Annotated in this window: 29 protein-coding genes and 1 riboswitch; of the genes, 10 read left to right on the top strand and 19 right to left on the bottom strand. The window is 42.2% G+C overall.

What is annotated here, in order from left to right:
- Window positions 1-54: 54 nt before the first annotated feature.
- A riboswitch (FMN riboswitch) is annotated at window positions 55-199 on the bottom strand.
- A gap of 333 nt (window positions 200-532) precedes the next feature.
- The gene (locus tag IFO66_RS02795) at window positions 533-1315 is read left to right on the top strand and encodes a polysaccharide deacetylase family protein (RefSeq protein WP_192023638.1); all 783 of its coding nucleotides are present in this window, start codon (window positions 533-535) and stop codon (window positions 1313-1315) included.
- 69 nt (window positions 1316-1384) lie between these two features.
- Window positions 1385-2206 carry a delta-lactam-biosynthetic de-N-acetylase gene (pdaA, locus tag IFO66_RS02790; RefSeq protein WP_192023637.1) on the top strand — a complete coding sequence of 274 codons (822 nt, stop codon included), beginning with the start codon at window positions 1385-1387 and terminating at the stop codon, window positions 2204-2206.
- Window positions 2207-2344: 138 nt separating this feature from the next.
- Here the strand turns inward: pdaA and IFO66_RS02785 are convergent, their stop codons facing one another.
- The 4 genes from IFO66_RS02785 to infC form a co-directional block, all read right to left on the bottom strand.
- Window positions 2345-3265: a metallophosphoesterase gene (locus IFO66_RS02785; RefSeq protein WP_192023636.1), complete on the bottom strand. Its 921-nt coding sequence runs from the start codon at window positions 3263-3265 to the stop codon at window positions 2345-2347.
- 142 nt (window positions 3266-3407) lie between these two features.
- Window positions 3408-4793 (bottom strand): sensor histidine kinase, encoded by a 1386-nt coding sequence (locus IFO66_RS02780; RefSeq protein ID WP_192023635.1) that lies wholly within the window; start codon window positions 4791-4793, stop codon window positions 3408-3410.
- The gene (locus IFO66_RS02775; RefSeq protein ID WP_192023634.1) at window positions 4786-5433 is read right to left on the bottom strand and encodes a response regulator transcription factor; all 648 of its coding nucleotides are present in this window, start codon (window positions 5431-5433) and stop codon (window positions 4786-4788) included. Before IFO66_RS02775 ends, IFO66_RS02780 begins: the two co-directional genes overlap by 8 nt.
- The gene (infC, locus tag IFO66_RS02770; RefSeq protein ID WP_192023633.1) at window positions 5430-5906 is read right to left on the bottom strand and encodes a translation initiation factor IF-3; all 477 of its coding nucleotides are present in this window, start codon (window positions 5904-5906) and stop codon (window positions 5430-5432) included. Before infC ends, IFO66_RS02775 begins: the two co-directional genes overlap by 4 nt.
- A gap of 67 nt (window positions 5907-5973) precedes the next feature.
- On the opposite strand from infC, the gene IFO66_RS02765 reads away from it, so the two are divergent.
- Window positions 5974-6279 (top strand): hypothetical protein, encoded by a 306-nt coding sequence (locus IFO66_RS02765; RefSeq protein WP_192023632.1) that lies wholly within the window; start codon window positions 5974-5976, stop codon window positions 6277-6279.
- A gap of 153 nt (window positions 6280-6432) precedes the next feature.
- Here IFO66_RS02765 and IFO66_RS02760 read toward each other — a convergent pair whose 3' ends face one another.
- Complete coding sequence (locus tag IFO66_RS02760) at window positions 6433-8052, bottom strand: Na/Pi cotransporter family protein (protein ID WP_192023631.1); 1620 nt, start codon at window positions 8050-8052, stop codon at window positions 6433-6435.
- A 341-nt stretch (window positions 8053-8393) separates the two neighbouring features.
- Here IFO66_RS02760 and IFO66_RS02755 point away from each other — a divergent pair, with 341 nt between their 5' ends.
- Window positions 8394-9032, top strand: a complete 639-nt coding sequence (locus IFO66_RS02755; protein WP_192023630.1) for a metal-dependent hydrolase — start codon at window positions 8394-8396, stop codon at window positions 9030-9032.
- Window positions 9033-9132: 100 nt separating this feature from the next.
- Here the strand turns inward: IFO66_RS02755 and IFO66_RS02750 are convergent, their stop codons facing one another.
- Window positions 9133-9345: a hypothetical protein gene (locus IFO66_RS02750; RefSeq protein ID WP_192023629.1), complete on the bottom strand. Its 213-nt coding sequence runs from the start codon at window positions 9343-9345 to the stop codon at window positions 9133-9135.
- A 295-nt stretch (window positions 9346-9640) separates the two neighbouring features.
- On the opposite strand from IFO66_RS02750, the gene IFO66_RS02745 reads away from it, so the two are divergent.
- Window positions 9641-9970, top strand: a complete 330-nt coding sequence (locus IFO66_RS02745) for a hypothetical protein (protein WP_192023628.1) — start codon at window positions 9641-9643, stop codon at window positions 9968-9970.
- A gap of 556 nt (window positions 9971-10526) precedes the next feature.
- Here the strand turns inward: IFO66_RS02745 and IFO66_RS02740 are convergent.
- A complete protein-coding gene (locus IFO66_RS02740; protein WP_192023627.1) occupies window positions 10527-11234 on the bottom strand; it encodes a DsbA family oxidoreductase in 708 nt (235 codons plus the stop codon).
- A 188-nt stretch (window positions 11235-11422) separates the two neighbouring features.
- Here IFO66_RS02740 and IFO66_RS02735 point away from each other — a divergent pair, with 188 nt between their 5' ends.
- Genes IFO66_RS02735 through IFO66_RS02725 form a run of 3 tightly spaced genes read left to right on the top strand, consistent with a single transcriptional unit; the run spans window position 11423 to window position 12662 of the window.
- Window positions 11423-11953: a TetR/AcrR family transcriptional regulator gene (locus IFO66_RS02735; RefSeq protein WP_192023626.1), complete on the top strand. Its 531-nt coding sequence runs from the start codon at window positions 11423-11425 to the stop codon at window positions 11951-11953.
- On the top strand, window positions 11953-12267 hold the full coding sequence (locus tag IFO66_RS02730; protein ID WP_192023625.1) for a DMT family transporter: 315 nt from the start codon (window positions 11953-11955) through the stop codon (window positions 12265-12267). Before IFO66_RS02735 ends, IFO66_RS02730 begins: the two co-directional genes overlap by 1 nt.
- 26 nt (window positions 12268-12293) lie before the next feature.
- Window positions 12294-12662 (top strand): DMT family transporter, encoded by a 369-nt coding sequence (locus IFO66_RS02725; RefSeq protein WP_192023624.1) that lies wholly within the window; start codon window positions 12294-12296, stop codon window positions 12660-12662.
- A gap of 204 nt (window positions 12663-12866) precedes the next feature.
- On the opposite strand, the gene IFO66_RS02720 is transcribed toward IFO66_RS02725, so the two are convergent.
- Window positions 12867-14051 carry a dicarboxylate/amino acid:cation symporter gene (locus IFO66_RS02720; protein WP_192023623.1) on the bottom strand — a complete coding sequence of 395 codons (1185 nt, stop codon included), beginning with the start codon at window positions 14049-14051 and terminating at the stop codon, window positions 12867-12869.
- Window positions 14052-14403: 352 nt separating this feature from the next.
- Between IFO66_RS02720 and IFO66_RS02715 the strand changes: the two genes are divergently transcribed.
- Both IFO66_RS02715 and IFO66_RS02710 read left to right on the top strand, forming a co-directional pair.
- Window positions 14404-14571, top strand: coding sequence for a hypothetical protein (locus IFO66_RS02715; protein ID WP_157282928.1), 168 nt, complete (start codon window positions 14404-14406; stop codon window positions 14569-14571).
- Window positions 14572-14670: 99 nt separating this feature from the next.
- Complete coding sequence (locus IFO66_RS02710) at window positions 14671-15219, top strand: stage II sporulation protein M (RefSeq protein ID WP_192023622.1); 549 nt, start codon at window positions 14671-14673, stop codon at window positions 15217-15219.
- An 86-nt stretch (window positions 15220-15305) separates the two neighbouring features.
- On the opposite strand, the gene IFO66_RS02705 is transcribed toward IFO66_RS02710, so the two are convergent.
- The 11 genes from IFO66_RS02705 to IFO66_RS02655 form a co-directional block, all read right to left on the bottom strand.
- Window positions 15306-15494, bottom strand: coding sequence for a hypothetical protein (locus tag IFO66_RS02705; protein ID WP_192023621.1), 189 nt, complete (start codon window positions 15492-15494; stop codon window positions 15306-15308).
- The gene (locus IFO66_RS02700; RefSeq protein WP_192023620.1) at window positions 15475-16635 is read right to left on the bottom strand and encodes a hypothetical protein; all 1161 of its coding nucleotides are present in this window, start codon (window positions 16633-16635) and stop codon (window positions 15475-15477) included. Before IFO66_RS02700 ends, IFO66_RS02705 begins: the two co-directional genes overlap by 20 nt.
- 94 nt (window positions 16636-16729) lie before the next feature.
- Complete coding sequence (locus tag IFO66_RS02695; RefSeq protein WP_192023619.1) at window positions 16730-17923, bottom strand: MBOAT family O-acyltransferase; 1194 nt, start codon at window positions 17921-17923, stop codon at window positions 16730-16732.
- 366 nt (window positions 17924-18289) lie between these two features.
- Window positions 18290-19339 (bottom strand): hypothetical protein, encoded by a 1050-nt coding sequence (locus IFO66_RS02690; protein ID WP_192023618.1) that lies wholly within the window; start codon window positions 19337-19339, stop codon window positions 18290-18292.
- Window positions 19339-20310 carry a 3-oxoacyl-[acyl-carrier-protein] synthase III C-terminal domain-containing protein gene (locus IFO66_RS02685; protein ID WP_192023617.1) on the bottom strand — a complete coding sequence of 324 codons (972 nt, stop codon included), beginning with the start codon at window positions 20308-20310 and terminating at the stop codon, window positions 19339-19341. Before IFO66_RS02685 ends, IFO66_RS02690 begins: the two co-directional genes overlap by 1 nt.
- A gap of 29 nt (window positions 20311-20339) precedes the next feature.
- Complete coding sequence (locus IFO66_RS02680) at window positions 20340-21512, bottom strand: radical SAM protein (RefSeq protein ID WP_192023616.1); 1173 nt, start codon at window positions 21510-21512, stop codon at window positions 20340-20342.
- Window positions 21513-21561: 49 nt separating this feature from the next.
- A complete protein-coding gene (locus tag IFO66_RS02675) occupies window positions 21562-21816 on the bottom strand; it encodes a phosphopantetheine-binding protein (protein ID WP_192023615.1) in 255 nt (84 codons plus the stop codon).
- Window positions 21817-21827: 11 nt separating this feature from the next.
- Window positions 21828-22859 (bottom strand): Gfo/Idh/MocA family protein, encoded by a 1032-nt coding sequence (locus tag IFO66_RS02670; RefSeq protein WP_192023614.1) that lies wholly within the window; start codon window positions 22857-22859, stop codon window positions 21828-21830.
- A gap of 1 nt (window position 22860) precedes the next feature.
- Complete coding sequence (locus tag IFO66_RS02665) at window positions 22861-23970, bottom strand: radical SAM protein (protein WP_192023613.1); 1110 nt, start codon at window positions 23968-23970, stop codon at window positions 22861-22863.
- Between the two features lie 153 nt (window positions 23971-24123).
- Complete coding sequence (locus IFO66_RS02660; protein ID WP_192023612.1) at window positions 24124-25245, bottom strand: hypothetical protein; 1122 nt, start codon at window positions 25243-25245, stop codon at window positions 24124-24126.
- The gene (locus tag IFO66_RS02655; protein WP_192023611.1) at window positions 25242-26540 is read right to left on the bottom strand and encodes an ATP-grasp domain-containing protein; all 1299 of its coding nucleotides are present in this window, start codon (window positions 26538-26540) and stop codon (window positions 25242-25244) included. Before IFO66_RS02655 ends, IFO66_RS02660 begins: the two co-directional genes overlap by 4 nt.
- Between the last annotated feature and the right edge of the window lie 40 nt (window positions 26541-26580).

Here is a 26580-nt window from a genome sequence, read left to right as displayed (position 1 = left end):
AAGCTGATCTCAACAATAGACCTAAAATATTCAATTGGTCATGCGAAACGCTTATGCGATCTTCTCCCATCCGGACTTTAACCGTCGGCCTTGGATTCACACCAAGTCAGTCCCTACGTAAACGCAGGGAGTCGCGGGCTTGAGCTGTCTAACAGCCTTTACCGCCGGTAAGGAATTTCACCTTGCCCTGAAGATCCATATTCAATACGAATATATAGTAGCTTAACTTTTTTCCGTTAAGCTCTATCCACTATTATAACGAATTTTTTTCGATTTGGGAATGATTCGTTTTATTGCATTTTCTGCCTTAGCGAACATGCTGCCTGCTCTACTTTTGACTAATCCATATCAAGTTGATACGTTGTTGCCTTAATACGTCTTTGCTTGCAGATCACTTACCACTTACCACTTACCATCATCATCCAGATTAAATGATTACTAGTGGTCACACAATAGATGGAGAATTCAAGCATCTAATTTCAAGAATGCCGTTGTTGGTATTTAATACTTAATCAAACATAAGGTGATACGCATGCGCAAACGATCAGGGTACTGGCTCCTTCTCCTATTCTGCTTCATTATTGCCACTCAAGCAGCATTTTCAACTCCGAACAAGAAAAGTCGGCACGAATATGAACAACAAGGTTCAATTATATGGGAGGCAAAGACAGAACATAAAATGATGGCACTTACGTTCGATGATGGTCCTGACCCGAAACAGACCGTGGCTATTTTGGATATTTTGAAGCGATATGATGTAAAAAGTACGTTTTTCGTCCTTGGCAAACGCGTAACCAAATATCCTCAGCTTGCAAAAAAAATCGTCGAAGATGGTCATGAACTCGCCAATCATACGTATAATCACATCTATTTCAATCGTAAATCATCGCACAGTGTTATCCTTAAAGAAATCCAGCTGACCCAACAAGCCATTCACACCGCTACAGGACAAACAGCCATTCTGTTCCGACCACCCGGCGGGAACTACAATGATCTTATCGTCTCTACAAGCAAACAACAGGGATTGCAATGCATCATGTGGTCGTGGCATCAAGATACGAGAGATTGGGATCTGCCTGGCATTAACAAAATAAAAAACAAGGTGCTGAACAATGCACGCAATGGCGATATTGTTCTGTTCCACGATTATGTACACGGTCGCACCCAGACCCCACAAGCACTTGAATTAATTTTGCCTGAATTAAAACGGAGAGGCTATCAGTTTGTAACGGTATCTGAATTGCTTAAGCACTCGGATCCCCAAAGAAAAGTTCACCAAAAGCGCCAAGAAAGTCGTAAACATCCACGTTTATGAATAAACACAGGCCATTTACAAATAATAGAATAACCGCACATAACGGTACTATATCGTAAGGAGTTACCTATGCTAAAACGTTATTTTTCAGCTTTGTTGGTAATTGCCATCTTGACTGCTGCATATGGAGTTACTGTACAAGCTGCCACTAGCCCAACTTTCCATTTTGGGTTCAAAAAGAGCAAAAACGGTCAGCTTCCTTCCATTGATGAGGAAGGCTTTAAAGGTGTTATCGAAAAACATGGCTCCGTTTTCCTAGGAAACACTCGATCCAAAACGCTTTACCTTACTTTCGATAACGGCTATGAAAATGGACTAACCGCCAACATACTCGATACGCTCAAATCAAAAAAAGTACCTGCTATTTTCTTCGTCACTGGCCATTACATTGAGACACAACCTGATTTGCTAAAACGCATGATTGCCGAAGGCCATCTCATTGGTAACCATTCATGGAGCCACCCTGATATGACCACAGTTTCGGATACTCGTCTCACCGAAGAGTTGGAGAAAGTGAAAACCGCGGTAGCAGCTGTAACCGGTCAGAAGCAAATGCGCTATCTTCGTCCACCACGCGGAATCTTTAACGAGCGTACACTTGCCCTTAGTCATAAGCTAGGCTATACCAACGTATTTTGGTCCATCGCTTATAAAGATTGGGATGTCAATCAACAACGTGGAGCTCAGTATGCCTACGACAATGTCGTTAGACAGCTTCATCCAGGAGCAGTCCTTCTGCTCCACTCTATATCGAAAGATAACGCAGCAGCTCTGGGCCGAATTATTGATGAAGCACATAGACAAGGCTATGAATTCGCAAGTTTAGACCAACTAATGGCACCTCCTCAGCTGCCAATCGCTCCAGCACCTGTGCCTGTACCTGCAAAGTAACTTTTCAGTATCGAGACTTCATTGTTATTTACAGCCTCTTGCTTTGTGCAGGAGGCTTTTACCTTCTCAGCACTCGTTGATTGTGAGTATGCAAGCAGATTATACAATTCGAAATTCAAGAATTAAAGCAGGTCTAGGTCATTCGGACGCGGCTCCCTTTCGAACTAAGGTTAACTTTGTTAACTCAGGTACATTCATAAATCGTATCGGCAATCGAGTTGTCCCAATGCCTCGATTTACGTAAAGCTGCATCGGTTTATCCCCACCGCGAACTGTATATTTTCCCTCTACATATTTTACTGCTAATGGGGGTGTATAAATCGGCTTCGACCACGGTGTTTGCACTTGACCGCCATGACTATGTCCAGATAGCTGCAAATCAACTGGATACTTCACAATATCATCTGCCAAATCAGGCTGATGTACAATTGCAATGTTGAAATCTTCCGCTCGCAGTTGGTTAAACGTATTTGGGATATCTGGTTTCCCAAGCATGGCATCATCAAGTCCAGCTAACACGATTTTTTCTCCATTAGGTAACAGGATAGGATGCGTTTCATTCACAAGCACCTCAAAGCCCGCTTCTTCTAAGTACACCTCATACTTGCGGCTGCCGCCTCCACCACGATCGTGGTTACCATATACCGCATATTTGCCTAGATGAGCGTTCATTTGGCCAAGCAGTTGCTGCGCTTCTTCCCGCCTTGTTCCGTAATTACTGTAATGGTCGAACAAATCTCCCGTGAAAATAATCAAATCGGGATGTAACCCATTAACTCGCTCAACTAATTTCTTTAGTTTTTCGTTATCATAATATTCACCTATATGTGTATCTGAGAAATGAACGATCGTCAAATCGTTAAACGAAGGTGGGATATACTCACTTACAATGTCAATTTCCTTTACTCTTAATAAATTAGGCTCTACGTAAGCTGAGTATGCTAACAACGTCAATACGAGTATCGATACAACTCCTGCAGTAGCGGCAGCTCGGCGAATTAATTTATAATCATGATGTCTTCTATTTACATGCAACTCTCTCACCTCAAAAGTAAGCATACGCTCCCTTTGTTACACCAATATGACATATGAACCAAACAGCAGCATGCCAAAAAGGCAGCCCTTAAGCCGCCTTATCTTGTACATCATATTCAATTAATCTTTTAGGTTCTGTGTTCTGTGTTCGTTCTAGCTTATAGACTCACTTGTTATAGCCCTCAACATAAAAATAAAACTCAATCTCATTGTTCGCTGTTCTAACACCAAATTCAGATTGATGCTTCAACAAAATGGTTTTGACAATAGATAATCCTAATCCAGTTCCGCTTAATTGTTTGTTACGCGATTGTTCTACCACATAAAAGGGTTCCCAAAGGAAATCCAACTGATTTGCGTCTAAAGAGTCCACTCCATTTTTAATGGAGCAGTGAATCAAGCTACCCTGTCGCAACAGCGCGATATCTATACGTTGATTGGTTGTGTAACTGATCGCATTGCGGATCAAATTACTCCACACTGTCAACATCTTCGCTCTATCTGCAAAGACTACAAAGTCCTTGTCCTTATCATCATGCATCGTCAGCTCTAGCCCCTGCTGTCGAAGGGTAAATTTGTATGAATCAATGACCTGAGCAACAAGCTCCCTCATATCAAATGGAGCAACTGTATAGGCTTCTACCTGCAGTCTGGACAATTCCAAAAGTGTTTCGACCATCGACGTCATATCATCCGCCTGCTTCTCGATCACTTCCAAATAGCTGCCGTCATCATATCCATCTCTCATTCCAGCAGCGTAAGCCTTGATCAAAGCAATAGGCGTCTTCAGTTCATGAGACACGTCTGAAATGAAACCTTGCAAATTTTGATTGCGAATCGCCAACTCTTGATGAGCTTTCCTCAACTTATCGCTCATTTCATTTACGCTGTGTGCAAGTGACTCCACTTCATCTCCGGTTTTAATTTCTACTTTACGGAAATTTAAGTTAGCGATATCTTTCGTTGCATGTTTTAACTGATCTAGAGGACCCAGCAACCGCTGCGAAAAAAAGGCGACGAGCACTAGCGTCAAGACCAATGCACCGAGTAGAATCCACGTATGGAATTGATTCGCAACACGAATCGTTTCTGCTGCATGCGCAATTGAATCCGCTACGGCAAAGACGATATTGTCTTTCATCACGAATGAGACGAGCACTCTGGACCTTAGTTTTTCTTGATCGTACAACTTATTCACATGCGCACCGCTCGTCAGCTTATCAATACTCTCTTCTGTAATCCAGAACTTACTTAGAGCGATACCACGACTGCTGAACTTATCGCGCAGTGTTCCGTTGATATCGTCAACATTCCCATAGTGATGCGCGTATACAATCGTGACATCATGCTCGTAAGAAATTCGTTCTGCATCTGCCATCAAGCGGCTCGCAGACATCGTATCTAATTGCTGCATAATCTCCGCCATATTAGACTTCTTTCCATGTAAGAAATAAGACGGAAGCAGATACGTATTCGCCAAAAAAGACAGCACATAAACAAATGCGATTATACACGCAATATTTAGAAACAACTTGCGTCCAATCTTATTCATGGTTATGCTCAAAACTGTACCCGAGCCCTCTATGGGTCACGATCCACTCTTCACCGATCTTCTCTCTCAACCTGCGAATATGAGTGTCTACAGTCCGATCCTCTCCAACATAATCAATCCCCCACACTTGATCCAGCAATACCTCTCGAGTAAGAACACGCCCTCGATTGTGCATAAAACATTTCAGCAGATGAAACTCTTTCTTTGTTACATTCAAATCTGTGCCTGCTCTCCATACTTTATGACCTTCCATATCGATAACTAAGTCACCAATTCGAGCTTGTCCATCTATTTGCAGCAGCTTCTTCGCACGTATAAGCAGTACTCGTGGATCAAATGGCTTTTTCACGTAATCATCTGCTCCCGCTTCAAGCGCTTGAAGTTCTGCATCGTGATCACCTTTTGCTGTTAACATCAAAACTTTTTGCTGACCACGTCGCTTCATCTCTTTACACGCTTGAATGCCGCTCATAATTGGCATCATCCAGTCCAATACTGCTAGATCAATAGCGTGCTGCTCAACAACTTCAAGTGCTTCTTTCCCATTGCTAGCCGTATAGACCTGAAAGCCTGCTTGTTCAAAGTATACTTGGATTAACTTCACCATCTGGCATTCATCATCTGCAACTAACACATTCATGCGATTGGATTCACCTGCACAGCTGCTTGTTTACCACTTAATTGAATGCCCGATTGCTTCACGCCCACCGATGCCAAATCACGAAGTAGCTCTTCAAGCAACTTTTTCGCCTTTTCGCCTTCCTTACCCGAAATACGAACAACGAGAAGAACAGCATCTCCAGCACGTAAAATACGTTCTGCCTGCTGCTTCTTCGTCTCATAATCATGCTCTTCAATTTGAGGAGTTAAACGAATCTCTTTCACTTTTGCCTTCTGCTCACGTTTACGAGCTTGCTGCACCTCTTCCTTTACCGCTCCAGCACGTACTAACTTACATGGCGGCGGGCTGCTCATCAGCGATGTACAAACGAGGTCAACTTTCAGTTTTTTGGCCATTGCAAGCGCCTCAGAAGTAGGTACGATCCCAAGATCTTCTCCGTCAATACCTGTCAATTGAACTTCAGCGGCTTTAATCTTGTTGTTTATAATCATTGTATACCACCTGCTCCTTCGTTATAATGAATGAACCCATATTACCTTATTGTTAGGAGATTTATCAATGAACACGAAAGAAATGGAAGAACAAATTATCCGTACGTACCAACAGGAAGAGAACATGATGATTCTTGTTTTTGCACAATGGTGCATTAATAACAAGCTTGATCCTGTGGCGTTATATCAAAAAGCCTATCCGAAGCAAGAGGATAATCTTTTGCTCCAGCAAGCAATGGGACTGACCGTATCTAGCGAAGAAGCGGGCGATATTCCCGATGATACGGTACTTGCCGTACTTTCTCTATTCGGCAACGAAGAACTCGCCTTTGTTGTAACCGAAGAGATTCAGCAACGAGCTAAAAAGAAATAATACAGAACCTTACGCAAAAGTAGAAACGAATATCCATAACTTCGGTTTGTTTTAGTTAACTTGTAATCATGTCTCATCTCTTTTAAGCACAATGAAAAAAGCGTCGATCAATCTTTTTCAAGAATGATCGACGCTTTTCATTTATTTCTTCAACTACTCTTTTTCGTGCATAACGAATTGAGCAATATTTTTACTATGGTCTCCAACACGCTCAAGATTGCTGAGAATATCAAGATACACAGCTCCAGAGCTGCCTGAGCATTGATTTTGATTCAAACGCTGAATATGATTTTTACGGAATGTCTTCTCCATTTGATCAAGTTCACGCTCATAATCCAACACTTGCTGTGCTGCTTGAGCATCAGAGTGCTCCAAGGCAAATAGAGCTCGTTCCACAGTCTTATCTGCAAGTGTAGTCATTTCTTTCAACTCTGAGCTTGCTTCACTGGACAAGTCGACTTTTTTATTGATACTAAACTCGGACAATTCAGCAATATTTTCCGCATGATCACCAATTCGTTCAATATCATTTATCAACTGGAACCAACCAGATGCTTTCTCAGATGTGCCTTCAGACAATCCATTTTGCTGATTAATTTTTACCATGTAGTCTGTAATTTTGCGGTTAAGCTCATTAATTAACGCTTCTTTCTGCATCGCAAGTTCACCGACTTTTGCATCTTTGGTGAAGAAGTACGTAGAAGCATCATTTAATGTTTCACGTGCAAACTGACCCATGCGCAAAATTTCATGTTGAGCTTGTCCAAATGCCACTGCTGGAGTTGCCAACAGTCTTTCGTCCAAGTAGATTGCTTTGAACTCAATTTCCTGTGCTTCGCCTGGGATAACCTTAGTTACAATCCATGCCAGAACTGGAATGAATGGCAAGAAGAGCAAAGCGTTTGTTGTGTTAAAGATTCCGTGTGCATAAGCAATTTGCATACGAACGTTTACACCTTCACCAAGCCACAGTACAGCGCTGTGCACCAACGGAAGTAATAGCATGAAAATGATTGAACCTAGCACGTTAAAGATAACATGCACAAGTGCAGTACGTTTTGCAACTACAGTCGCTCCAATGGAAGCAAGAACTGCTGTAATCGTCGTTCCGATGTTGTCACCGAACAAGATCGGAAGCGCACCCATCAAACTAATCATGCCTTCGTCAGCGATTGTTTGTAAAATACCAATCGTTGCACTGGAACTTTGTACGATAACCGTGAATACAGTACCAACTAATAGTGCCAAAATTGGTTGATCCTGAAGCTGAATCATAAAGTCAGTAAAGACAGGAAGCTTAGCGAGTGGTTTCACCCCGCCTCCCATTAATGACAAGCCTAAGAAAAGTGTACCGAAGCCAAAAATAACTTGGCCTATGTACTGCAACTTTTTCTTATTAAAGAAGAATAGGAAAATTGCACCTACTGCAATGATAGGCAGTGCATAAGCATCAATCTTAATACCCACGATGAACGCAGTCATCGTCGTACCAATGTTCGCTCCAATGATTACACCTATTGCTTGTCGTAGCGTCATTAGGCCCGCATTAACTAGTCCAATCGCCATTACAGTCGTTCCTGATGAAGACTGAATGAGGATGGTAACGCCAACACCGACCAACAATCCAAGCACCGGGTTCGAAGTATAGCGCTCCAATAGCCCACGCATCTTGTCCCCTGCCGACTTCTGCAATCCATCGGACATGTACTTTATCCCGAATAGGAATAAGCCCAATCCACCAACAAACTTAAAAATAATGTCTTGCCAATCCAAGGATGATCCCCCTCAAAGATATTCTAGTTGTTAGGCACATACCTATATAATTTAACATATTAAAGCACAGATTTGTAATCTTATTTTCCCACTTTCACCCCCCTATTATTTCCTTTTTCACACAAAAGATCAATACTTTTGTCGAATCTGTTACAATTTCTGTTTAAAAATGTACTTTCACCCTGTACATCATGAATATTATCCGTTTACCCCCTCTTTAAAATCACAATTTACAACCTCATCCATTGTTTACAATCATAAATACATGTATACTTTATACAAACATACGTTTGGTTTGTATTTGTTGATCAATCTATTGTAAGTACATATTAGGAGGAAGTATGAAAGGAACAACCCATTTAGCAATTGGCGTTACGATCGGCATGGGTGCTGCTGCTTATTTTCCATTCTCATTTAAGAGTGCAGGCTTATATGTAGCAATATCAGCATTTTCGGCTCTAAGTGCAGATCTAGACGGGCCAAGTCTATTAAGCAGACGAATTGGGCAGTTATCACGTTGGATCCGGGAGTCGATTGTATGGCTTGGTGCTGTACTCGTTGCTGGTCTTGCTTATCAATACGTGATAAACGAGCATGTAAACATGGAATGGACGATGGGCGCATTTATTATTTTCTTACTTGGCTTCATCACGAAAGAAGGGATTATTCGCAACGCCATTGTCAGCCTGATAGGAGCTGTGTTAATGTTCATTGGTTGGCAGAGCCACATGTACTGGCTTATTGGCTTCGGACTTTTTGTAGCTTGGGCACCGTGGCTGAGTCATCGAGGATTGACGCATACGATTTGGGCGGTCATCTTCTGGGGGATGATAGGCTATGGATTAGAGCAGCAGCTTCAAGTTGAAGGCATTATGGCCGTGTCTGTGCTCGGATATGTATCACACCTAGTGGCTGATACGTTAACCCCACGCGGAGTAAAATGGTTCTATCCGTTGTATAAGAAGTCAATTCGTTTATAATCTTAATACAAATAGTCTTATAAAAATTAGCGAGCATGCATGTTTGAACAGATTGATCAAGAACTGCACGCTCGCTTTTTTATGTGATAGATTTAGAAGATTATCCGACTACTCCTGGCTGTATGTCGGGATCGTGATTGGCAAGCACCGCACAGCAATCTTCTCGCTTGGCGAAGTTACGGACCCATTGCAAAGAGGTATTGGCTTGCTCCTTGTTGGCAACAAACCCAGGTATTACACCATCCTCCCAAGCCTTTCTTCCAAATCCCACATCAGATACAAGTAACACCCAACCTTTGTCTGTTTTCACCATTCAGGTTATAGATCGATCCATATAAATTGTGCCCGTGTGCAACACATGTACGATTGCAGACATATGTCTACCACCTTCTCAAGGGTTTTATTTGATTTTTCATATGAGCGGTTTACTATCTATGCAAAAATGTCAAAAAAACTTACATCTTTTATATAAAAATAGCTTAACTTTTAAAAATGTGCTTCCGTTATGGAAAAAGTTAGTTATAATAGGCTTTAGATTACACAAATAAGACACGAGCTAATGAAGCAATCTTTAGCTGATGATGTCTAAAAAGGAGTAGGAGTAAGAAATGCATATGCAAACATTGCCATCTTGGGTGTGGATGGTCTATTACAGTTTTTTATTTATCACGCTCATAACAACCGTCATTAGTATTATCCGTAAGAAAAACACTTTTTTCTCTATCGTTGTAGCGGCTATCACCATGTTAGTACCCGCTGTGTCGCTAATCAACAGTATCGGGCGAAAAGGAAATGAGTTCGAATATTGGTTTGAACAATTGCGTGAAGGACAATTATGGTCGATCTTCGTTACGATTGGTTATGTCATTATTGTAATTTGGCTATTAACATTTTCCTTTAACAAAAAAACAACTAACAGTGGTAAGTCGTCAAAATAATGTGATACACAGTAATTACGCTGCCGCACAACCTTGCAATAACCTGTTCAAGCTGCAACTTCGTAACTACCTCGCCTACTCACACCGTGGAAATACCGCACTTTTAAATTACTCTCAGCTATCCGAGGTATACCTATCCTGTTGTTTATCTTCCAAAATGGATCACTTGTATAAGTAGGTTTGGGAGCTTTGAGCGATCATCAAGCGGAGGAAAGCTTGCGTTTGCTTAGCTCGAGCCCACCGAGTCACAATCGATTGAGATTATAATCCAATGTCTGGATGACAATCGATCCATATCAACAGATGCCATAGATTTGATCAAATAGCGCATTACATATCTTCTTCTGGTATGTACAGAGCAGCGCCTCTACTTCTCTAGGCACATTTGTTGATTGGCGCATTTGCTTACTCCTATTGCTCTGTACGTATCCCTAGCTTCTCACAGAAAGACAACATTTGCCTACTACCTAATCATCACAAACACAAAATACACAGTATACACAAAAAGTATCCTGCTCCCACGAAAACGGTAACAGGATACTTTTTATTATAATCGCTATATCGTGCAAGTTCCATCAATACAGCCGGAACCAGAAGATTCCTCGTTAGATGAGACTTCATTAGATTGCTCACGATGCTGCCACGCATATTGTAACGCCTCTGCAAAACGCTCACTTGATTGTGCACCAGAAACCGCAAGCTTCCCATCCACTAAGAAATAGGGAACACCGCGGACATCCATCGCTTGTGCACGCTGCTCTTCTGCTAGCACTTCTTGTACATAAGCATCTGATTCCCACAGCTGTATGACTTCTGCTCGATCCAGTCCAATTTCAACCGCCAAATTCGTTAAGACGTTACGGTCACCTACATGTTGAGACTCCGTAAATGCCGCATAAAATAATCGTTCTGTCATTTGAGCGCCTTTACCTCTATCCGAAGCATAACGAGTAAGTCGATGAGCATCACGAGTGTTTGTATGGATCATCGTGTCAAAGTTAAACGTAAGTCCGACCGTTAAAGCTTGCGCTGCAACCTGATTTTGCATCGCACTCGCTTGCTCTAAGCTCATACCGTATTTTGCCGCTAACATTTCCACAACACGTTGATTCAAATCACGGGGTGCATGTGGGTCCAACTCAAAACTACGATACGTTAGCTCCACTTGATCTCGATGCTCAAATTGCTGCAGCGCTGTTTCTAATCGTTTCTTCCCAATATAACAAAATGGGCACATATAGTCCGACCAAATTTCAATTTTCATCTCGATCCCTCCTATCATCTTGTTTCTCTAAAGTATCATACTATTATTAAGATAGCAACTAACACCAAGTAACTAATGATCACATTCAGAACATCACTAGCAACGTATGTAAGTTGAATTTTCACGCCAAACCAGCTATAATCATAATAAATAAACCGTCCAGACGGTATAGTAAGGTGGTTGCAAACATGTCCAAACGTGAACAGATATTGAATGCAGCTTCTCAAGTGATCGCCTCCAAAGGAGCTAACCAACTAACACTTGACGCTGTAGCAGTTGAAGCTGGCGTTAGCAAAGGTGGGCTGCTGTATCATTTTCCTAGCAAAGACGAATTAATAAAAGGATTGAACATCCATGTTATCGCCTGCTTCCGCAACATGATTGAGTCGGAGCTGGAATCGGGCATGCCATATAGCCAAGCCTATTTACAAGCAACGATGAAAGCGTCCGCTGATCCCGACTTTCTGCTCGTGAACTCAAGCCTGTTAGCGGCCATTGCGAACCATTCCGATCTGTTGAATGTGTGGGCTGAAGAATATGAGCGATTTCAGCAAGCTTGGGAACAAGAAGGCTTATCTAAGCAAAAGTCTGTCGTGCTCCGTACCTTATGTGATGGATTGTGGTTCTCATCCATGTTCCAACTATGTCCCGTTACCAAGGAGGACCAGCAGAACGTGTTCGATTATATGATGAAATTACTGTGGGAGGAATCATCGTAATGCCTTATGTATTATTGCTTTTTTCAATTGTGTTTGAAGTATTCGGCTCCTTTATGCTGAAACTATCCAACGGATTTACACGGGCCCTGCCTGTCACTGGCGTAATCGTGGGTTATGGACTTTGCTTTTACCTGCTTTCTAACGTACTACAGTTTCTACCTTTGGGCCCGGTATATGCAACTTGGAGCGGACTTGGAACCATTTTAACTGTACTAGTTGGCGTCCTATTTTTTAAAGAGCGAATTAATCGTACAGGTGTTATCGGCATCGTACTGCTTATAACGGGTCTTGTACTATTGAATATGACAAAATAATGCTATTTACGTAAGGAGTTCGAGTTATGAGAGGTATCTTTTTCTTATCTTTGTCCATTATTACAGAAGCCGTAGGCACAGTGATGCTAAAACTCTCTAATGGATTTACAGCCATCTATCCTACACTGGCATTTGCTCTATGTTATTTTGCGGCGTTCACCTTCTTAAGCTTCTCGTTAAAAACGATACCGCTATCTTCTGCCTATGCGACATGGTCAGGGATTGGTACTGCACTTGCTGTTATCCTAGGCATTATTTTCTTTCAAGAAGAAATTAGTATGTTGAAAATTGTTGCCTTACTGCTAGTCGTTATCGGTATTATGATGCTAAACAAAGGCACAGCCAGAAATGAACAGGATGCAGATGCAGAAGCTACCACATCAAAAGCGCTATAAAGTGATGTGCTGATAAACTTTTGAGTTTACGAGCTAGGGTCCTTCCCTAGCCACCGCCAGTATCAGGGAAACGAACTAAACTCTACTCCTAAGATAAGCAACCTTCCTTCCTTTCTTCACCATCCACACATTCCTATCTATAAAATCACATAAAAAAATCTAGTTATCATGCAAGACCTGCACGATAACTAGATTTTAAATACCTTATGAATTTGAACTAGTAGTCAACTTATTCTTTTTCTTAAAGTAATGAACAATTTGCGCAATTGCACCATCACCTGTAACATTCGTTGCTGTGCCGAAACTGTCCTGTGCGATATACAACGCAATCGCCAAACTAATCATCGCATCATCAAATCCGAGCATGGATGTAAATAGTCCTAGTGCAGCCATGACCCCACCACCAGGTACACTTGGAGCAGCAATCATCGTAATACCAAGCATCATGATGAATGGCAGCATCACCTCAAGCGACAAAGTATGTCCATTCAAGAGCAAGATTGCAGCAGACACCGATGTCAACGTGATCGTCGAGCCTGTAATATGAATCGTTGCACATAGTGGAACAACAAAGTCAGCTACTTCTTCATCTGTCCCTAGCTCTTTTACCTGCTTTAAAGTCACCGGGATCGTCGCTGCTGATGATTGCGTACCTAATGCAGTAAAGTAGGCCGGTACCATTGTACGCAGCATGCGAAACGGATTGCGTTTATTTAATGCCCCTGCAACCGAGAACTGCAAGATCAAAATAATCAGATGCAGCACCAAAATGATGGCAAACACTTTAATAAACACTTGTAAAATCATCGCCACTTCGCCCGCCTGCGTCATATTCATAAAAATACCCGCAATATGGATCGGCAAGAGCGGTACAATTATCGCGGATATGACTTTACCGACGATCTCTTTCAGCTCAAGCGAGATTTTCATCAACCCATCTGCCTGTACGGCCGTAATACCAATCCCGATTAAGAAGGCAAGCAGCAAGGCAGTCATAATATCAAATACAGGAGGCATTCCTATATCAAAATAACTTGTCAACAACTCTTGTCCCGTACTGTGATTCGCTTGTGCAGCATTCGAGGAACTGAGCAACTTAGGGAACGTTGCATCAGCAACAAAATAAGCCAAGAAGCCTGCAACAATGGTTGACATATAAACAACAAGCGCTGTTAACCCAACCAACTTACCCGCTCCACGCCCTAATTCCCCAATACCAGGAATAATAAATCCAATAATAATAAGTGGAATAATAAAGTTCAAAAAGTTGCCAAACACTTTGTTAAAGGTAGCAAAGATGCGAATAAACCAGTCCGGTGCAACTAGCCCAAGTCCAATTCCGAGAGCTATAGCAATAACAATGCGCATAAAAAGTCCAATTCGTTTCATAGCTGTATCTCCTTAGTATGTTCTATTCATGGAAAAATCATTAATTTGTCTCTTGTGGGAATACACTTGTTCTTCTTAGGAGAACAAAATTGATATTAGCATAAATCCCCCGAAATTTCACTGCCAATTTCATACATACTTCACCACTACTTCATGTTCGATACATGAAAATAAACGGGAACCAAGTCTATTAGAAACCGTTCTTTCACTTGTCATCTTTGTTGCTGATACTTGTCCAATATGACATGGACAACATATCCAAATATATAGGACGAGCTGCTTATATTTGGAACCAATCTAGTAGAGTCCTCATAGATTGGTGTTAGTTCCACAGAAAAGGAGGTGCAAAATTATGATGATTGATGTTTCTTCTTTACTTGGTGTTGACCTTTCTGTAGCAAAAGAAATTATCGAGAACCTTATCAATACAGGAGCTCTTCCTCCGCAGCTTGAGTTCGTTAGAGGACTTTTAGAAACACTTATCAATTTCGGCCTTATAGACACTGCTATCGCTCTTTAATTCTCTATACAAGTACACCTGATAGATTTAGGTGTACTTTTACTTATGTTTATTGATGTAAATGAAATGATCAAATAACAGCATGAGGTGAACAACAGCATGAAAATCAATCTTAAACAAGTATGGCAAGAAGAAAAGAAACGATTTATTTTAGCTGGCTTGTTTCTAGTAGCAGGTTTGTTTCTCGGCATTACGTTGGGCAATTATGTCGATATCGATCCAAAAACGTACTATAATCCACAGTATCCTGAATGGTATACGTTAGCGCTTAACAATATCGTGGCTGGACTCATTATTGCTGCTAGCGGCCTTCTCCTATCCGTTCCTACCATTATGTTTTTGTTATTTAACGGGATTATGATCGGGTTTATTTCCGTCTTGGCCACTTCCTTTAGCTCCGTCGAAACCATTTTGGCAGGATTACTTCCTCACGGCATATTAGAAATTCCTGCACTGTTAATAGCCGGTGCCATAGGATTGAAACCACTAGTATGGGCAGCCCGCTTTATTAAACTTAAGCAGCGTGTTGACTGGAAACGAGAAGGCACCAGAATCGGCTTACTATTAGTTATTATGACGATTCTGCTTATTGGTGCGAGCTTCATTGAGGCATATGTTACACCAAGTATTATGGAATGGACTCGATAACTAGTTAACAAAAAAAGCTTGCAGCGTTATACGCCACAAGCTTTTCTGAATCATTCTGAATGATAACTAATTCATCGATCAATCTACTAAAAGTTCATATAAATAAATTCCGCCGTTTCACCCGAAAAGAAAAGGACTCCTAAGACGACGATAATCATCATCGCAGCACCAGCCAGTGTAACAAGCCCTAGTAGCAAATAACGAGCTATTTGTTGACCTAAAGGCAATGATTTGGCCTTATGCTTTTCTACCCTACTACTTGTTGGTAATTCCATATGTTTTCAACCTCTTGTATAGAATTTCGCCAAACAGCTTATTGCCTGCATCTGTCATATGCGAAGGATCATGATAGTATTTATGGTCTACAACATTCGTACCACCGTTGAATTCAATATACGGATATCCACGAGACTCAATTAGCTTTTTGTAAGAACCCATCACTTTATTGTAATCTTTCCAATCAAGCAGCTTACGGTTCGTAATGAGCGACTTGTCCAGCGGTGCCGAGTAGAATACGGCTTTCTTATTATTTTCTTTCAGCAAATCCAACGTCTTCTCCATCATGAACAAGCCGAAGCTATTATTGGGGTCAAATGGCTTTTTCCAGGTATAGAGAGATTTGAAATGTTTATCTACTTTTGCCTTGTACGTATTGCTAAATGAATCATAGGCACGATACGGAGATACAGCAGGTTCAGGCTTAACCCCTTTCTTCGCATCCTGCTGTTTCTTCACTTCACGACGAAGCTTCTCCATCGGCGTACGTGTTTTTAAAAACTTATAACTGAGCGCATCACGGTCATGGAACAGCGTCCAGTTATTCAGGACATTTGCTGTCATCCAATTATGCGCATCGCTCGGAAGCGAGCTTTTATTTTTAGCAGGGAATTTATCCAACCAATCTTTAGGAATGCTTTGACCAAGTTTACTAACCATTGTCGGATAAACCATAACATCAGGCTCATTTTCAGTAACGACAGCTATACCATAGTTCACTTCATAGACGACATAATCAATCTCATCGATCATCGAAGCAAGAATCGCGTATGTCTCCGTGAAGCGGCCACCTGTAAGTCCTAGATTATAAACCGTTTTGTCTTTCATATGCAGCTGCAGTACACCCGCAGTCGTATTTTTACCTTCCTTAACCGTCGTACCAAATACCGTAGATGGTCCAAACACACCAACTTTTTGTCGACCATTATCAGGCTGCTCCTTTAAATGCTCGATCCAGAGCGGCATATAGACAATAGAATCATACGCGGGTACACGCAGCTCCTTTTTCGCATGGCTCACAACTTCCTTTTGCATATCCTCGACGATTGGCGTTGCCCACTGATTAATGCCAACAACACCTAACGTTGCGATGGATACCATCAACACCGACAGCGACTTCCAGGGAAAAAAGTTACCCATTTCTTAACATCCACTCCTTTAGTCCATTGTTTTACGTGTTCTACTTGTATATACAGCATGAGACTTCATAACAAACAAATGAAATGTAGAATGATTATTTAAAGCCGAACAACCGTAGTGTTAAATCCCATCCTGCTAAAATTGGTAAAACAAAAAAGACCCTACTAATCGTGACGCCAAAGAACGTAATCCCGATCGATAATACGGTAGTCCCAGGTTTTAACCATTTTGGAACAGGCGGGAACTTTGGTTTAACTTGCTTGATAAAGAAACGATGAATACAAAGCATAACCCCGTGGAACATTCCCCAGACGACAAAGTTCCATGCTGCACCATGCCATAATCCTGAAACCGTCATCGTACACATCAAGTTAACGTACACGCGCGGCTGCGATACTCGACTGCCTCCTAGCGGGAAATACACATAACGTGTCAACCATGCGCCAAGCGAGATATGCCACCGATTCCAGAATTCTGCAATGCTGCGCGCCATATATGGATTTCGGAAGTTCTCTGGTACCACGATACCGAACAATCGAGCCGTACCGATTGCAATGTCTGAATACCCTGAGAAGTCGAAATAAATGACGAATGTATAAGCAATCAGTGCAATCCACAGTGTAGATAAATCCGACTGTGCGATTCCAGCCTCCGTATAAATAGGTGCTGCTATTACCTTAATACTCTCTGCTAGAACAAGCTTCTTGAATAACCCAATTCCGATACGCCCTATACCAATCGGGAGATTCTCCCATTGGAAGCGAGTCTGCAACTGCGGAAAGAATACTTGGAACTGTTTAATTGGACCTGCAACCATCGTCGGGAAGAAGAAGATGAACGCCAGCAGCCCTATCGGCTTATGTTCGGGAAGATTGCCGCGCTTGCGCTCCACCAAGTAATGAATCAACTCAAATGTGAAATAAGAAATACCTAATGGCAAAATTAATTGTTCTACCGATGGTAGAAACGGCTGATTAATAAACGAAAATAATTCCTGCAAAGTTTCAATCAGCATGCCACTATATTTAAAATAACCTAGTACAAAGACAGCTCCTATAATAGCTGCTGGGTATATCCATTTGTTAGACTTCTTAGTCGCCCAATATATGAGCAGCAGTGCAATAATGACCTCACTTAAAAGCAAAAATATAAAGGAGCCTGCGTAATACGTATAAAATGTAACTCCACCTGCGAATAAGATATAAGGTCTCACTCGATAAGGCACAACATAAAATAAAAGTAAAGTTGCAAGTACGAATAACCAGTATAGCCAGTCTGTATAAATCATGTCCTCAGCTACCACCATCCAATTTATAATCTATTTTCCACGGTTATGTAATTCGAGATTCATTTTGTCAGTATAGATACACACTCAAATCTCTCTACTAACATAACTAACATCGACTTGCTATCTAGAATCCACGTTTACACATAAATATGAGTATACCTGTTAGATGCATGAAACGTCCAAAAGTTTTGTAAATTGTAATTTTTGTATTAGATAATTTTGTATGATTGAGCAACAAAAAACCACAAGCGGTTAGCCGCATTGTGGTTTAAGTAAGTTTTTATAGCTCTTGTACTACAAATTCCATGGTTGCCATTAGGTTTCATTTAACATGCCCCTCTATAAGGAGTAATGGAACCTTCACACTTACGATTCATTGCCAGTTGCTTCCATATTCCTTTTTATGCGTACGAGCCCTATTCCATAATCAACACTAGCAAAGACGAGTAAAGCTGTTTGACCATGTCCAAACACATCCGTTTTAACAGCTTCTTGTAGCGTCAAAAAGGGATCACTTCCGAGGCCATTCACTTCTGTCCATTCCGATCTTTGATAGAGAGATATACCTGTTTGTGCGGCTATACGTTCAACCTGACTCATCCATTTTGCAGAGACATGCTGTACAATCAAGAGATCCGACTGCATATACGCTCCTTGATTCATCGACAATTCCAATTGTTGTACTAAGCCATAAATAGCTTGATCGTAATCTTCGCTTGTCCAATCAAACATATCGGTTGCTAGATAAGCAGGCTTGCTCTCATAGGATAATACTTCAAATTCACCATCCTGCGAGGATACACGACACCACATAGCCATATCAGCTTTCAAATATCCATTCCAATGACGTCTGCTGAAAGGATAGACCGTCTGGTCAATAATCGTAAGCACCGCATGACTTGAGTTATCATTCAGCAGCATACGTTCCAACCATCGGAAACCTAGAATACATGCTAGACTGCCATGCTGACCAATCGCTAATGGAACGGTACGTGCATGACCTAGCGCTTGTGCAAGCTGAAAGCTAGGCATATAAATGATAGCTGGAACAACGGTTTCATGACAGTAGCACAAATAGGATGCGTCGTTATATCGCCCCGCTTGAACTGCCTCTGCACATATTGCATCGTAAGGCTGTTCATGAAAGGCTGGTACCAGAACTGGGGCGGCTATCGTTGCTACCATAGAACTGTTTGTATTGCTAGAGCTAGAATGATACGCATGAGTACGGCTGTCCGCAGCTGGAGGCCACAAAGGTGGAACCCCTGATGCTTGAAACAAATGTTCCCTCTCACTAGCCATCTTATCAAGTTCGTATTCCATCGCTTCGTCGCACTGCTCAAATGTTTTAAAGCTATTAGGTTTCTTTATGGAAAGATCGCTTAGAAATAAACGTGAGGAAAGTTGTTGCACCATTAGTAATCCTCCTGCCACTCATCAGAATGATTGGGTGGACAATACCGATGCAACGCACATCCGAAGCTTCCGCCCGTCCCAGTTGTTAAAGAAAAATAATAGTCTCCAGGAGCAAGTGCTTCGTGCGTAACAGCATGCTCCAAATTGAATAGAACATCCGAATTCGTCATGTGGCAGCCAGTATGCAAGGAAGGTCTATAAAATTTAGTGAGTGGAATGCCTGTAGTCCGTGCTACAGTCTCCCATACGAAGTTAGGCATGTTGTTGCAAAATACGAGTTTAATATCATCAATCTTTAATCCGTTCTGCTTAATCATTCGGATTATAAATTGCCTAATATGCAAATAGTACAATTGATAGGCCTGCTTAATCTTCTCTTCATCATTATCATAGATGACTTTATCGTGCTTCGAATCTACGGCAATAAGCTGATGTGTTCCTTTTCCGTATTCAAGAAGACAGGCTGAAGAACTATCGCCAACGAACACATAATCCGTTACGTAATCAAGTGGATGCCTGCCTTTATCGCAGCCTATAAATAGAATGGCTTGGTTGGGAGCATGCTCAAGCATCATTTTTGCATTTTTGAGCACCGAATGGAAGCTAGAGCAAGAATACTCCTCTAATGCATAAATCGGTACATGCTCTAGCCCCCATCGTGCCAATACTGATTTAAAAAAGTTTCGATCATGCCACGCAACCATGGAAGTTTGCGCGAACCATATTTCCGCTATCGTAGTGCCTTCTTGTCTGCATCTTTCAATTAGTGGATCTACTACTCGCTCAATCATTTGAAGATGAGTCAAATGCTTCTCCATCGCAACCGTATAAATACCCTCTTTGTTGAAGTCCGCCTCGTCCCTTGTGAACACGTACCCCTCTCTTCTAGCCTTCCGTATCACATTACGGATGGGCACAATATCAGGTTGGTACAAGGACCACGCAGAAATATGAACGGTTTCGGTTGTCATCCTCTAACTCCTCCTCTTGGACAAACCGTTTATCTACCATGATTATACAGTAGAACGCAACGGGAGCAAACAGGAGTTAGACCTTCACCCAGCACTTCACGATGACGTCGGAATGAATCACTGTGGAATACATCTTGCAGATCATCCTTACTCAAATCACCGAGCGTAAATTCAGGGAAGAACTTACATGGATTGACCTTGCCATCCGGCATAATATCAATTCGATTAGAGATAGACAAACATTGTGTTCGTTTCATGGCAGGTTTTTCTGAGCCAAGCACAAAATCTCTCACTTCTGCTGGTTCAAGCGCTGGTTGGAAACGTATACGACTGTCCCACACTCGCGCATTGATCCGCTTCATCTCTTCTTGCAGCGGCTCAATATTGGCTTCAGACACGCGGAATGTGAAGGAATGCCAACTATATCGCTGCTGCGTTTTTGCCGCCTCAAGCCAGTTGAAGCGCTCGCGATAGTAATCATCCATTTTGTTGGCAACATCCTCCGGGATGTACCACGGGAATACAAAATATACGGTATCAATGCCTAATGACTCAAAATATTCCATAAAATCATACAACTTCCCGATCATTGCATCGTTAATCGTCAAGCTGATCGAAATTCGGCCTTTATACGTGCCCGCTTTTTGCAATTCGAGCAGCATATTCATTTGCTCAACAACTTTTTGAAACGTTCCTCTGCCTCGAATCGCATCATTTTCCGCCTCAAATCCTTCAAGGCTTATTAGCAATGTAAGACCTTCTGATATTTTTAAGATCGAATCTAATTTGTCCTTAATAAGCAATCCATTCGTACAAATCGTAGTCGTACGAGGATCTTCTGCTAAATAATCTGCCAGTGCTTCAAATTTGGTATAGAACAGCGGTTCACCACCCCATAGAAATAAGCGTGAACTCCGATGCTGCGTATCTTTTAACAATTGGCATAGCAGATCAAACTCAATCTCTGCGTTTTTCACTTCGCGTGACATATCATGATGGTAGCCATCACTGTTCCATTCAAAGCAATGCTTGCAGCGTAAGTTGCAGCCATTGTTCAGCTTTATGCCGATATCATCAGGCACATCCAATGCAAAGGTAGGATCATGCCGCTGTGCTCTGCTAGACATGGACATATTACGAATCGTTCGTTTTACATTTTGAAACGTGTCTCGGTCAAATTTGACATGCGTACGTGGTTGCACCGTCTTCCTCCTCCCAAGCATTACGTATTATTTTAAGCAGCCCAGCTCTCTAGGTCTGTGGTTGAGCCGCCTTTGATACTCGTAAAAAAGCTGAAAAAATTTCAATTGACGCTAAATGATCATAGTCGAACGTATCAAAGTCAATTTGGATATCAAACTCATCTTCTATTGCAAGCATAAAGTTAATCATCTGCAAAGAGTCAAGACCCGCGTCATTTACAATATCTGAAGTTGGCTGCAGCGTTTGCAGTAATGATGGATCTTCTTTTACTTCACTTAAGATAGCAATAATTTTGTCATTCATCTTGACTCCTCCTAATCGATAACGATTGTCGTTGATAGCATTCGAGCTTGATTATAGAGCTGCTCGAGAACCTTCACTCTTTCACCTGTCTGACTGAAAGCATCACTAGTAATTCCGTTCATAATAACATCACCAAAATAGTTCCATTGATTAGAAAAATAGGACTGCTTCTCAAATCCTATGCTTTCAACCTCTCCACTTTCGATGCATTCTACATGTATCGCCAGCTTACAAGGCGCAATACCTGGTCGGAAAATATCTTGCAGCACAACGTTACAGCGTTCGAATTGGAACACAACACTTGCCTCATATTGCTCCTCAAACGAGCCTTTAAAAGTAGCCTTCAAACCATTCTCATACGCTGCCTCTGCTCGAAATGTCCAATCTGTACGATTAGGTCCGTCAAAATCAGAACTAGCTTCAACTCGTGTCATGTTCAATCCAACAATAGCTTGAAGCGTTTGAAGCCAGTACGTACCGAAATCATACCAAGCTCCACCGCCCTGCTCTGGATACATGCGATAATCATCCATTCCTTCTCGTTCCACTCTAACACTGAGATTCATGCCCACGGCATGCAGCTCACCGTACTCACCAGACTCAACGAACCTTTTCACCGTCGATTGCCATGGATGATGTTGAATCATAACACCTTCCAATACGTAAAGACCGCTTCGTAATTGCTCCGCTGCGATGCGATCATACTCTTTCATCGTCAAGCACATTGGCTTCTCAACCAACACATGCTTGCCTGCTTGCAAAGAACGTATTACCCACTCCACATGCTGCTCATTGGTCAAAGCAATATAGACGACATCGATATCTGGTGAAGCTAACAACTGCTCATAACTACCGTACGCGTGAGGTATGGCATACTTCGAAGCAAATTGCTGAGCACGCTCAAGAGAACGACTAGCAATGCCATGAACCGTTAAATGAGGCACACTTCGTAAAGGTTGAATCAGCGCTCGCCCCACGATACGAGCACATCCAAGCACACCAATACGAAGAACACCCACACCATCCATCTGTATACTACTCATCTTATTTCTCCGTCTTCGTTTTGAAATTCAAGCAGCACGCTTGGCAAATTGGAAACGAATTGCGTTTCAAGTAGTTGCGATACTCCTTGTAGCGAGGCCCTTTCCAAATATCTAACAGGCGCTCTTCATTTACATTTCCTAAAGTAAGGTCGTAGAAAGCATGGCAAGAGGTAACATCGCCGCGCGCATTAATTTCCGTGCTGAGCCAAGGAAACTCACACCGCTTCTTCGCATGCGACAGTTCACGGCTGTTGCCGCTGAAATAAAGGTCGATGGTATCCTCGGTCATATTTTGAGGGTAGGCATTGAAGTAGACACCGTTTTCTTGGCAGTAGCGCTCGATATTTCGTACTTGGCGAGATAACTCCGCCTTGTCCATCTGACTAAATTCAGACAATGGACGAACGAATCCATTGGATACTTGCGCGTTCGTGTCTAGATTGAAGTTGGTTTTCAAAATATTGCGGTATTCCACATGATCTTCAGGAGTAATAAAGGACTGGAATTCAAGACTAATATGATCCAGCTTCTTAATGTCAATGTGTTCGAAGAACAATCGCTCAACGTGCATATAAGTTAATGGGGTAATGATAAAAATAATCCCTACTTTAGGAAACTCCAAGCCTTTTGCTTCCCTCAAGTCAAATAATTTCTCGATACCCCGTCTAGCCTTCTTAAATACACCTGGGCCCCGCTGCGCATCATTAATTTCTTCTGGTCCGTCCATAGAAACCCATACTCGATGCGCCCCATGCTCGATAATCATCTCCGCTTTCTTTTCCAGCAAGGTGCCATTGGTAGGAAAGGCCACCTGACTGCCATAATATTTGAGGGTTTCAAGCACCTCATCAAAGTGCTTGTACATTAAAGGCTCGCCACCGAACAAATCATAGTACGGCTTCGCATGACTGCAGTCCTCGATAATTTGCTTTACAACATTGATGTCTAATTGAGCAAGTACTGGCCTTTCTTTATAAGCGCCATTATCGCCCCATTCATAGCACATTTTGCAGCGTAAGTTGCATGCTTCTAACAATTGGAGCCATATCCATCGAGGTGTTGACGTGCTGATTACAGACGGTATCCCTTCTTTATTTATCTGGATTGCCATCTCGTATCTCCTCCTCATCATAAAAGTAGGTTGGTTGAACTACATCTTACTGACAAGACAACGAACGACGCTACGTCACATCCGAGTTGCAGTCTCTTTCATCCTCACCTCCTTTCATGGCTGCTTCATCTTACGCCGCTGACAGGGGATTATTTAGTTATTCGGTACGTGTAAACTGACAATAAGCTCTTCTACAACATCTACCGCCTTTTCGCGTGCTCGTAATAAGTTGTCATGCAACTCTCTTAACAAATCGATTGAAAATCCAGCTTCCTTCCACTGCTCGTAACGAATGCCAAAGCCTTCTGATTCCCATAGCTTCATATTCGCTTCCTCATGACTGCCGAATGGCTCCAACATGATAACGGGAGTTGCCGCAGATAAAGAGTCTACTAAAGTGGCACCGCCTGGCTTGCTAATAACAGCACGACTGTTACGAATAAGATCGAATACTTCGGGATAAGAGCGGCTGCTGCATGATAGAAACTCAACATTCCCTTGCTCGTTAACCTCCGCAAATGGTGGAAAACGATGATCACCTTGTTCGTCGATGTCCCAAGGATTCCACTCCGGATCGATCATATAGTAGCGATGAAAATCTCGATTATCCGGAATATCGTCCAAATAGTAGGCGATTACATTTAATGCAAGCTGTTGTTGGCGCGCTGGATCGATTATCGTTTGGTACGTGCCAATTCCCCATCCGCCACCATGGATCGTATAGCGATCAGCACGCGACTCAAATGACACTGGTGCTTCCCTGCTCACAATTAGCTGCCGACACAACTGCTGCTCCTCATTCCCTCCGACTTCGAACATCCATACATTGTGATAATCGTCTCCGAGTCCTCTATGCACGGCATAAGAGGCAGATTCTCCTGCATCAAGTCGTATCAATTGGATCGTAAGGGACGACGTTTCCTTCATTATCTCCTTATAACGCTCAATGACAGGAATCCAGAAACCTGTCATCACAATGAAATGCTTTCTGCCTTCTTCCTTCCATTTGGACAGCAGCGCCTCAACTTTAGTTGGGTCCAACGTATCACCCAAATTTTTTGCCAAGTGATAGCCTGTCTTTGCGACTCGAAAGCTTTGGTGGAAAGCCTTACGGTAACGAGGGATGCTGTCACGTGTCACCGCTGGATACAACTGCTCCAACATTTCTATCTGAACTTGCAGTCCTTTAGCTCGCAGCTGATGTTGGAGCAGCTTGGCAGGAACATAAATACCTAAGGAATTCGCTGCGCTTAACACCGTAACAAATGCGCTCATTTTCCTTCCACTCCCTCCAAAGAAGCAAGTGTAAATCGCTCAAAACGATCAATCATGTGATGAAAGGAATCAGCATCTTGTCCCAAAAACAGGAGAAACACTCTATAATGCCATCGTTCAGCATGCTGTTGAGCAGCATACGTATAGATAACGTAGCGTTGATGAATATCTGGCTCAAGTGCCTCATCAAGAGCTGCTTTCATTTCAGAAAATGTATACTTACGTTCGGCATCCAGCCGGATATAACGGCTTTCTACAAATGTATGCGAATGAAGTTGAGACTCTACAAATGGAAGCAAGTAAGTAACTTGCGTAAAACGCCCATTAATCTCGATTATCGGATACAAATCTTCTAATTCATCAACAATCGAATCTACGCCAATTACCCCTGTATATCCTTGCTGCTGAAGCAGATGGCCTAATCTAAGCATTTCGTTCTCATAGGTTTCTCGCAGTGCTGCTGGAATTTGTGGTGCATAGTCCGTCCCTACATAGATACCGCGCTCCAGAATGCGCTGCTCTGTAATCGCCAGTAAATGTACTTCATTGGGCTGAATAGAAATTTGGGCATTCAAGGAACGTTTGATCGGGTGCCAAGCTTCAAGCAACAGCTCAAATGTAGCAGCTCGCCTACGAATAAAAGCAAGCAGCTTATGAAATGCCGCCTCACTATCGATGACAGATAAACCTTTCCCAGATGAACCATGCGGGGATTTGAGTACCGCTTGAGTAAATCCTTGCACTTGAATCCTACGGTAAGCTTCTTCTAATTGTTCAGGTGTATGACAGAAATAGCCCTTAGTAACAGCAAAACCGTTCTTTTCTACAAATCTCCGAACCTGATATTTATCATTTAGCCTTCGAACATAATCAGCATCGTCATAGCGCAACTTCCAACCTTTCTCATATGACCATTGGCGTACCTGCTCCGTTAATAGAAAAGGAAGAAGTGTAAGCTCCTTATCCTGACTATGCTTGTCAGCATCGGAATCTGATTCGCCGTGATGCAACCTCTGAATATGTGGCAGCGTACCTTGTCCTCGCACCATTTCAACATATGCTAAAAATTCATCTTCAGGTTGATGATGGAACAACACCGTATCTTCGCTCTCAGCAATCCAGAGCAGCTGCTGCTCTTGCTGAATGACTAGCTTGGCTTGCACGGGATCATGTAACACAGGGAAATATTTGCTCGTATTCCACGCCTGATCATCATTCATGTTGGCATACCAGAGAGCGATGGATGAAGCTGGCTTAAGCAACTGAATGGGGCTTTCTGCAATGTAGCTTGTCATCCTTATAAACACCTCCATCGAAATGCTGCTGTTGCATATT

The organism is Paenibacillus arenosi (genome assembly GCF_014841135.1).
GTDB classification, from domain to species: domain Bacteria; phylum Bacillota; class Bacilli; order Paenibacillales; family Paenibacillaceae; genus Paenibacillus_B; species Paenibacillus_B arenosi.
This window is presented reverse-complemented; position numbering and strand designations above follow the sequence as displayed.

Coding starts and splice junctions, on each gene's coding strand:
- IFO66_RS02795 (WP_192023638.1), top strand. CDS start 533: ATGCGCAAACGATCAGGGTACTGGCTCCTTCTCCTATTCTGCTTCATT.
- pdaA (WP_192023637.1), top strand. CDS start 1,385: ATGCTAAAACGTTATTTTTCAGCTTTGTTGGTAATTGCCATCTTGACT.
- IFO66_RS02785 (WP_192023636.1), bottom strand. CDS start 3,265: ATGCTTACTTTTGAGGTGAGAGAGTTGCATGTAAATAGAAGACATCAT.
- IFO66_RS02780 (WP_192023635.1), bottom strand. CDS start 4,793: ATGAATAAGATTGGACGCAAGTTGTTTCTAAATATTGCGTGTATAATC.
- IFO66_RS02775 (WP_192023634.1), bottom strand. CDS start 5,433: ATGAATGTGTTAGTTGCAGATGATGAATGCCAGATGGTGAAGTTAATC.
- infC (WP_192023633.1), bottom strand. CDS start 5,906: ATGATTATAAACAACAAGATTAAAGCCGCTGAAGTTCAATTGACAGGT.
- IFO66_RS02765 (WP_192023632.1), top strand. CDS start 5,974: ATGAACACGAAAGAAATGGAAGAACAAATTATCCGTACGTACCAACAG.
- IFO66_RS02755 (WP_192023630.1), top strand. CDS start 8,394: ATGAAAGGAACAACCCATTTAGCAATTGGCGTTACGATCGGCATGGGT.
- IFO66_RS02750 (WP_192023629.1), bottom strand. CDS start 9,345: ATGGTGAAAACAGACAAAGGTTGGGTGTTACTTGTATCTGATGTGGGA.
- IFO66_RS02745 (WP_192023628.1), top strand. CDS start 9,641: ATGCATATGCAAACATTGCCATCTTGGGTGTGGATGGTCTATTACAGT.
- IFO66_RS02740 (WP_192023627.1), bottom strand. CDS start 11,234: ATGAAAATTGAAATTTGGTCGGACTATATGTGCCCATTTTGTTATATT.
- IFO66_RS02735 (WP_192023626.1), top strand. CDS start 11,423: ATGTCCAAACGTGAACAGATATTGAATGCAGCTTCTCAAGTGATCGCC.
- IFO66_RS02730 (WP_192023625.1), top strand. CDS start 11,953: ATGCCTTATGTATTATTGCTTTTTTCAATTGTGTTTGAAGTATTCGGC.
- IFO66_RS02725 (WP_192023624.1), top strand. CDS start 12,294: ATGAGAGGTATCTTTTTCTTATCTTTGTCCATTATTACAGAAGCCGTA.
- IFO66_RS02720 (WP_192023623.1), bottom strand. CDS start 14,051: ATGAAACGAATTGGACTTTTTATGCGCATTGTTATTGCTATAGCTCTC.
- IFO66_RS02715 (WP_157282928.1), top strand. CDS start 14,404: ATGATGATTGATGTTTCTTCTTTACTTGGTGTTGACCTTTCTGTAGCA.
- IFO66_RS02710 (WP_192023622.1), top strand. CDS start 14,671: ATGAAAATCAATCTTAAACAAGTATGGCAAGAAGAAAAGAAACGATTT.
- IFO66_RS02705 (WP_192023621.1), bottom strand. CDS start 15,494: ATGGAATTACCAACAAGTAGTAGGGTAGAAAAGCATAAGGCCAAATCA.
- IFO66_RS02700 (WP_192023620.1), bottom strand. CDS start 16,635: ATGGGTAACTTTTTTCCCTGGAAGTCGCTGTCGGTGTTGATGGTATCC.
- IFO66_RS02695 (WP_192023619.1), bottom strand. CDS start 17,923: ATGATTTATACAGACTGGCTATACTGGTTATTCGTACTTGCAACTTTA.
- IFO66_RS02690 (WP_192023618.1), bottom strand. CDS start 19,339: ATGGTGCAACAACTTTCCTCACGTTTATTTCTAAGCGATCTTTCCATA.
- IFO66_RS02685 (WP_192023617.1), bottom strand. CDS start 20,310: ATGACAACCGAAACCGTTCATATTTCTGCGTGGTCCTTGTACCAACCT.
- IFO66_RS02675 (WP_192023615.1), bottom strand. CDS start 21,816: ATGAATGACAAAATTATTGCTATCTTAAGTGAAGTAAAAGAAGATCCA.
- IFO66_RS02670 (WP_192023614.1), bottom strand. CDS start 22,859: ATGAGTAGTATACAGATGGATGGTGTGGGTGTTCTTCGTATTGGTGTG.
- IFO66_RS02665 (WP_192023613.1), bottom strand. CDS start 23,970: ATGGCAATCCAGATAAATAAAGAAGGGATACCGTCTGTAATCAGCACG.
- IFO66_RS02660 (WP_192023612.1), bottom strand. CDS start 25,245: ATGAGCGCATTTGTTACGGTGTTAAGCGCAGCGAATTCCTTAGGTATT.
- IFO66_RS02655 (WP_192023611.1), bottom strand. CDS start 26,540: ATGACAAGCTACATTGCAGAAAGCCCCATTCAGTTGCTTAAGCCAGCT.